The 5,248-nt window shown below is 55.1% G+C and carries 6 protein-coding genes; 3 read left to right on the forward strand and 3 right to left on the reverse strand.

Features of this window, described 5'->3' with window-relative positions; genetic code table 11:
* Window positions 1-1,079: DUF4080 domain-containing protein (locus VGE80_RS23185; protein ID WP_440594305.1), on the forward strand; the 1,079-nt coding region annotated here is incomplete at its 5' end.
* 7 nt (window positions 1,080-1,086) lie between these two features.
* On the opposite strand, the gene VGE80_RS23190 is transcribed toward VGE80_RS23185, so the two are convergent.
* The 3 genes from VGE80_RS23190 to VGE80_RS23200 form a co-directional block, all read right to left on the reverse strand.
* Window positions 1,087-2,496, reverse strand: coding sequence for a hypothetical protein (locus VGE80_RS23190; protein WP_440594306.1), 1,410 nt, complete (start codon window positions 2,494-2,496; stop codon window positions 1,087-1,089).
* Complete coding sequence (locus VGE80_RS23195) at window positions 2,489-3,166, reverse strand: hypothetical protein (RefSeq protein WP_440594307.1); 678 nt, start codon at window positions 3,164-3,166, stop codon at window positions 2,489-2,491. The genes VGE80_RS23190 and VGE80_RS23195 overlap by 8 nt, the downstream gene beginning before the upstream one ends.
* Window positions 3,167-3,256: 90 nt before the next feature.
* Window positions 3,257-3,529: a WXG100 family type VII secretion target gene (locus VGE80_RS23200; protein WP_373650646.1), complete on the reverse strand. Its 273-nt coding sequence runs from the start codon at window positions 3,527-3,529 to the stop codon at window positions 3,257-3,259.
* Between the two features lie 287 nt (window positions 3,530-3,816).
* Between VGE80_RS23200 and VGE80_RS23205 the strand changes: the two genes are divergently transcribed.
* The gene (locus VGE80_RS23205) at window positions 3,817-4,341 is read left to right on the forward strand and encodes a hypothetical protein (protein ID WP_397571259.1); all 525 of its coding nucleotides are present in this window, start codon (window positions 3,817-3,819) and stop codon (window positions 4,339-4,341) included.
* Between the two features lie 72 nt (window positions 4,342-4,413).
* Window positions 4,414-5,248: DUF1559 domain-containing protein (locus VGE80_RS23210; protein ID WP_440594308.1), on the forward strand; the 835-nt coding region annotated here is incomplete at its 3' end.

The following is a 5,248-nucleotide window of genomic DNA, read 5'->3' on the forward strand; positions in this document are numbered from 1 at the left end:
GATGTCCCTTCACTTGTGAATTCTGCCTGTCTGCACTGGAGATCCCGGTCAGGCAATTCCCGCTGGAGGGCTTTCTGGCCGCGATCGACAAACTGCTGCACCGGGGGGCTCGCCAGTTCAAGTTTGTCGACCGGACTTTCAATCTGAATTTGCGGGTGAGTCGAACAATTCTCGAGTTCTTTCTGGAGCGTTACGAGCCAGGGCTGTTCCTGCATTTTGAGATGATTCCTGACCGGTTGCCCGAAGCTCTCAAGCAACTGATCACCCGGTTTCCGGCGGGGGCTTTGCAGTTTGAAGTGGGAATTCAGACCTTCAACCCGGATGTCTGCAAGCTCATCAGCCGCCAACAGGACAACGAGCAGGCTGAACAGAATCTGAACTGGCTGAGAAATGAGACCGGGGTCCACATTCATGCAGACCTGATTGTGGGATTGCCAGGTGAGACTCTCGAGAGCTTCGGAGAGGGCTTCGATCGTCTGGTCGCCCTGCGACCTCATGAAATCCAGGTCGGCATCCTCAAGCGACTTCGCGGTACTCCCATCGTCCGACATGATGAAGAGTGGAGAATGGTTTACAGCCCTCATCCCCCCTATGAAATCCTGTCGAACAAGCTGCTGGGCTATGCTGCCATACAGGAACTGCGCCGGTTTGCGAAGTATTGGGACGCCATTGCCAACAGCGGCAACTTTGTCGAAACGCTGCCACTTGTCTGGATGAAGCCCGCCGAGACGGCTTCTCTTGAAAGCGCAGGGCGACCGGAAGCTGGGACCACCATGACAGGTTCCCCGTTCCACGAGTTTCGTCAACTGGTGGCCTGGTTGTTCGCGGAAGAGCGGAAAACACACGGAATTGCGCTGGGCCGATTACTCGAATTGCTGATGCAGTATCTAACAGAACGCCGGGGTTGGTCTGCGGATGTGGTTGCTGCGTCCCTTTGGCGAGACTACCAGCGGGGGGGCCGTAGCGATAAGCCAAAGTGCCTGCGGCCCTATCTGGATGCCAGCCTGCAAAGCCCCTCGTCCTCGTTGGTTCGACGGGATGGCAGCCCCAGACGGCAGTCACGCCATCATACGGCGTAAAAGCGAACTACGGAGACTTCCCTTCTGCCGTACTGATTCGGTCGATGACTTCAGAAAAAGGAGTATCACTGAGACTGAGTGCCTTCAGAATATTCGCAAGGACGATCAGCGCATCGCACGCGACGTACTCGTGACGGAACCAGACACGCCCATCGCCCGAGAAGGCCGCGGCAGCCTGGCGGTCGACCAATGACCGCAACAGTAAACTGTTGGACTCACCTCCATCTACAGCGGTGGCATCGCGGCCGGTGAGCCAGACCCGTGCGTCAGAGATGAGCGACGTCGCCATGATGAACTGGGCGGAAGGGTGATCCCGTTGCGTAATTTCGACCAGCAGGCGAGCGATTTCTTTCACCGTGACGAGCCGACCCTGATCGGTGAAAAAGGCGCAGTGTTGACCATCTTCGTCGACGACGACCCCCAGGTGATGTCGTCCCTCCACGACCCCTTTTGCGATTCGCTGAAGATCGGGATCAAGCGGATTAAGCAGATCGCGTTTGCGGGTGGGAAGCGGGATGGTTGTGAGCTCACAAGGCAATCGCGTGAAGATCTGTTTGACTGTTCGTTGGGTTTGTCGGGATGAAGTTCCGAAAGCGACCCGCAAGGGGCGGAGTGCGTGGAAATGCTCGGTTAGACTCGCTTCATACAGGGCGTGAGGGTGTACAGGAGTGTGTCCACCGATCTGCCGCGTCTGCCTTCCGATCCCTGTATTGACGATCGACTCCATCCTGACCAGATCCGACTGTGAAAAGGGCATTCCTCCCTGATCGAGTAACTCAAATCCTGTCATTGCGATATCGCAGCCTGCACCGGTGACGAACAATCCTGCTCGGGCACCCGATTGCTGGAGATGAAACGAAAGGACCGTCAGTCCCGTCTGTCCGAGATCAATGACGGGGCATCCCATCCTTCGCAGTCCCAGGACAACACCGGTCACGATATCAGGTGACGAGGGGCGTTCGTCAAAGCCCACCACGACTTGCGGCCCGCGAGTCGCCGGTTTCCCGATGGGTATTTGGGGGTCGCTGGCAACCGAAGAGCGGCCGTCGTCGGGGGGGAGGGCAATCAGTGGTTTGTCGTCCCACAGCATTGCGGCAAGGGCCTCGCCCCACGCGATGGCTCGATTCCGCGTGAGTTCGTTGAGGTAGACTCCCCGCACCGACTCGTCAGTCAGCAATGAAGTGCGGACCACCGGACGACGGACTTCGGCCGCGGGGGATGAAAGATTCTGACTAGGGGGTGGAACCGTGCTCCCCTGGTCGAACCGATGAGGACAGTCGCGGCATTTGGAATAGAAGGCCGCAATTCGTGCCAGATGAATACTGCGCGGGATCGAATACAGTTCGCCAGGGCAGGTATAGGAAATCGGGCCCACGGGTGCGGGAAGTTTCGTTGAAGAAGTTCCCGGTTCAGTCATTGCGGTCGATTCCTGACTCGTTCGAAACTTCCTGAGATGGGGTGATGTCTGCCGTCCGTGACGCTTCCGGCGCGGGTGCGGAAGTGACTTCATTGATCGCAGGATCTGCTTGCGTTTCGTGGCCTGCGGTTTCGTCTTGAGTTTCGACAGGGGGGAGCAAAGGGGAGGACACGACGACTGGTGGACTTTGATTTGTGTATCCCTCGAGGGCGTCAATCATCCGTCCCAACTGGGCAATCATCAAGGGGACGTCGAAATCGAGAGTTCGCTGAAGCGTGCTGGTCCGCGCGCGGTACTCATTGGCCTCTCTGGAGGCTTCGACCATCCACTTCCGCGTGACCTCCTGCTTTTCCCGGACGTATTCCATCCGCATTTTTGCTCTCTCGAAGGCCTTCTTCTCTTCAATGCAGTCTGACCGATGTCCGGCAACGGTCCGCAGGCGGCATGTTTCGAAGGCAGTCCGGGTTGTTGCGACACGGTCGTAGGCCCGGCGTTCCTGCTCCTTCCAGTAGTTTGGACGATCGAGCTCCAACCAGGCGACCGTTCGCTCTATCTTCTGTCTGAGATCACTCAGAGCGGTGGTGGAACGTTCCTGGAAAAGGATTAACGCAGCACGAACATCTCTTAACGCGTCAACGGAATGAATGTTTGCACTTTGCTGGCCGGACATGGATGGGCAGGCCTCGACTTCGAAACTTGGATAAGCATCGCTTGGCGGAAAAAGGGGAGCGAATCGAGCATCGCCTTCTAAGGATAGGGTCTACTTCTGAGAAAGATACTCCTCAATCCTTTCTGCTTTACGCAGTAGGTAAGGGACATGAGTCTCATTGGCTTCAATGAAGCGGGCCAGCAGTTTGAGGTGCTGTGAGAACTCGTCGGCAAATTTCAGGTGCTCTTGATCTCGCCAGGTCTGGCTGAGGGAGTTCAGTTGGGTGTTCACTGTGACGAGTCGGCCTTGCAGTTCGTTGGTGAACTCGCGCAGTAGCGAGGCAAACCTCCTCAATTCGGCTGGATCAACGATTGCTTGCGACATTGAAAGACTCCTGTTTGAGAGCTGAACGACCGCTATCATTTTCGTATATGCTGCAATTTCGACTCACCGAAATCGGCTTCCAGTGATCAAAATCTCATTAAAGACTATTCAGACCGCCGATGAACGGGTACAGAAATACGTGCACCGACTCTTTCTGCTTTAATTGCGCCTTTCTTTGACGGCGTAAGAGTATTTCTCTTGAACGATTCGATGTTGGAAGGTAGGGTAAAACGCTCTCCATTATCTCAATAACCTTAATTCGCCCAAAATCCCATCGAGGCCGCGGCATGACGTTTGCGCGATTTCTCAGTCGTTTATGTGTTCTCTTTGTCGTGGTATCTGTCGCTGCTGGCTGTGGGTCTAACAAACCGAGAGCATACCCGGTAACAGGCAAGGTGACGGGGGCTGAGAAGCCATTGAAGGGTATCATCATTCGGTTTCAGCCGGTCGATGGCGAGAAAGGCGTTTTCTCGTCAGGGACGATCAAGGATGACGGGGGATACGACCTGACGACGACAGATGGTCGGCGCGGGGCATTGCCCGGTAAGTACAAAGTAGTATTCGCTTTGGGTTCAGGTGCCATGCAGGAAGCCATGGCAAAAATGTCGAAATCTCCGAAGAAAAAATCCGGCCCTCAGATGATGCGTCCAGGAATGAAGGCCCCCCCAGGCGGCTTCAGTTCGGTCGGCGGCGGAGGGGCTCCAGAATTTGACACGCCATATCCTGCCAGTTATGGGTCCGCTGAGACGACTCCGCAAGAAGTCGAAGTCAAAGCGGGGACCAATAACATCGATATCGCGATTCAGAAATAGTTGGAATTATTTGATTGCGCTCTTTTTGGCGGTAGTGTTTGTAACTTTTTCTTTTTTCGGGGTAGGTGCTCTATGATGAAACGATTGCGCGTTCAGCAGCAATCATGGGCGAGAGCGTTCACATTGATAGAACTTCTTGTCGTGATTGCCATTATCGCGGTGTTGATTGCCTTGCTGCTGCCAGCAGTACAGCAGGCACGCGAAGCCGCACGGCGGACCCAGTGCAAAAACAATCTGAAGCAACTCGGATTGGCCATGCACAACTATCACGACACGCATCTGATTTTCCCCAACAACCGGATGGCAAGCATCCAGAACGGGAATAACTTTAACAACAACTGCTATTCCTCTCTGGGATGGACCTTTCAGCTTCTCCCATACTTCGACCAAGCGCCTCTGTTTAACTCCGTCAATACAGCTTTCTGTGCGACTGCAAACCGAGGTGGCGACAGTCTCTACGGAAACAACGCCCAACCTGTTGCTGTGACCGCACGAAACACAGTCCTGACCGGACTGCTCTGCCCCAGCAATCCACAGCCCAATATCGTTTCCGGTGGTTCCTATAACGATAGCAGCTGGGACGATGGGATTACCGGTGCCCGTACTGACTACGTGGGGAACCTGGGATTCATGAACTCGGGTCACCGTGACTGTCCGATCGCCGATTATCCCGGTGTGGAATGGGCACAGGCATGGGACATCAGCATCCTGCCCCTGCAGGGACACAACGGAGTTTTTGGCTTCCAGGGCTCGATCAATCTCAGCAAGATCACCGATGGTACGACGAATACCATCATGATCATGGAATCAATGCACTGGCGAGACAAGAACGTCAAAGATCAACTGTTCGGCGATTCACACTGGATGGGTCCGTGGGCAATCCACAGTCTTGAAATGCCCATCAATA

The organism is Schlesneria sp., from assembly GCF_036405755.1.
In the GTDB taxonomy this organism is placed as follows: Bacteria; Planctomycetota; Planctomycetia; order Planctomycetales; family Planctomycetaceae; genus Schlesneria; species Schlesneria sphaerica.

Bases quoted from the DNA above. Each gene is read 5' to 3' on its own strand.
- VGE80_RS23195 (WP_440594307.1), bottom strand. From the start codon at position 3,166: ATGTCCGGCCAGCAAAGTGCAAACATTCATTCCGTTGACGCGTTAAGA.
- VGE80_RS23190 (WP_440594306.1), bottom strand. From the start codon at position 2,496: ATGACTGAACCGGGAACTTCTTCAACGAAACTTCCCGCACCCGTGGGC.
- VGE80_RS23200 (WP_373650646.1), bottom strand. From the start codon at position 3,529: ATGTCGCAAGCAATCGTTGATCCAGCCGAATTGAGGAGGTTTGCCTCG.
- VGE80_RS23205 (WP_397571259.1), top strand. From the start codon at position 3,817: ATGACGTTTGCGCGATTTCTCAGTCGTTTATGTGTTCTCTTTGTCGTG.